1 protein-coding gene is annotated in these 1,775 nt (G+C 70.6%); it reads left to right on the forward strand.

Going from position 1 to position 1,775, the window contains the following annotated elements; translation table 11 throughout:
• Positions 1-86 precede the first annotated feature (86 nt).
• Positions 87-1,376 (forward strand): adenosylmethionine--8-amino-7-oxononanoate transaminase, encoded by a 1,290-nt coding sequence (locus E1287_RS43090; RefSeq protein ID WP_131971902.1) that lies wholly within the window; start codon positions 87-89, stop codon positions 1,374-1,376.
• Positions 1,377-1,775 lie beyond the last annotated feature (399 nt).

Here is a 1,775-nt window from a genome sequence, read left to right on the forward strand (position 1 = left end):
GTTGAGGGGCGGGCGTCGCGAGGTGCGTCGTCTGAGGGTGAGGTGGACGGGGGGCGGGGTTGATGGTTCCGTTGCAGCTTGGGCGGATGAGTCCGCAGGCGACCGAGCGGATGCTGGAGTTCGATCGTGAGCACATCTGGCATCCGTATTCGCCGATGCCCGCGTCCGCGCCAGTCCAGCCGGTGGTGTCGGCGGACGGTGTGCGGCTCATGCTCGCGGACGGCACCGAGCTGATCGACGGGATGTCGTCATGGTGGGCGGCCGTGCACGGCTACAACCACCCGAAGCTGAACGCGGCCGTGACCGGGCAGCTCGGCAAGATGGCGCACGTGATGTTCGGCGGGCTCACCCATCCGCCGGCGGTCCGGCTCGCGGAGCGGCTCGTCGAGATCACGCCGGAGCCGCTGACGAAGGTGTTCTTCGCCGATTCCGGGTCCGTCGCGGTCGAGGTCGCGATCAAGATGGCGCTGCAGTACTGGCGATCGCAGGGACGGCCCGAGCGGCGCCGGCTGCTGACCGTGCGCGGGGGATATCACGGCGACACGTTCGGGGACATGGCCGTCTGCGACCCGGTGAACGGCATGCATCACCTGTTCAGCGACGTCCTGGCCCGGCACGTGTTCGCGCCGCCGCCACCGCTCGGATACTCCGCCGAACCCGACGCCGATTACCTGGACGAGCTGTCGCGGCTCGCGGCCGAGCATGTGGACGAGCTCGCCGGGATCATCGTCGAGCCCGTCGTGCAGGGCGCGGGCGGCATGCGGTTCTACGCGCCCGAGTACCTGAGCGCGCTGCGGGACATCGCCGACGAGCACGGGCTCCTTCTCGTCCTGGACGAGATCGCCACCGGGTTCGGCCGGACGGGTGAGCTGTGGGGCTGCGATCACGCCGAGGTCGTCCCGGACATCATGTGCCTCGGGAAGGCCCTAACCGGCGGCTACATGACCATGGCCGCGACTCTCTGCACCGACCGCGTCGCGCACGAGATCACGTCCGGGGAAGCGGGCGTGCTCATGCACGGGCCGACGTACATGGCCAACCCGCTGGCCGCCGCGGTCGCGTCCGCGTCCATCGACCTGCTGCTGTCGCGCGACTGGCGGGACGAGGTCGACGCCATCGAGGCGATCCTGACGAGCGAACTGCGCGGCACCGCCGACCTCAAGGGCGTGGCGGACGTCCGCGTCCTCGGCGCGATCGGGGTCGTGGAGGCGCGCGAACCGGTGGACGTCCCGTCCGTCCAGGAGATCGCCATGGCGCACGGCGTCTGGCTCCGCCCGTTCGGCAAGCTGATCTACACGATGCCCCCCTACATCTGCACGGACGACGAGGTCCACCACATCGCCGACGCACTCAACGCCATCGCCGAGTCCCTCTAGGCGGCCCACGAGCCACCCCGGACCCGCAGCCCCGTGCCCGCAGCACCTCTCGGCCCCGACTTCGGCGGTGGCCGCGGCCTTGCCGCCCTGCTCAGCCGTGGCCTTGCCGCCCTGCTCAGCCGTGGCCTTGCCGCCATGCTCGGCCGTGGTTTTGCCGCCCTGCTCAGCCGTGGCCTTGCGGCCACGCGCGACCGCACCTTTGCCGCCATGCTCGGCCGCGGCCTTGGCCTTGGCCCTGGGCCTGGGCCTGGGCCTGGGCGAGAGTGTGGCCCTGGTTCCGGCCGCAGGCCCTGGCTAGGCAGCGGCTTCATGGCGTCCGTGACGTAACACTGAGTCATGAGATGACCACATCATGTGGCTACGACAAAACGCGCCGGGGCGCTAGCGGAGGGCGGGGGC

It is taken from the genome of Actinomadura sp. KC06, assembly GCF_004348735.1.
In the GTDB taxonomy this organism is placed as follows: Bacteria; Actinomycetota; Actinomycetes; order Streptosporangiales; family Streptosporangiaceae; genus Spirillospora.

Coding starts and splice junctions, on each gene's coding strand:
- E1287_RS43090 (WP_131971902.1), top strand. CDS start 87: ATGAGTCCGCAGGCGACCGAGCGGATGCTGGAGTTCGATCGTGAGCAC.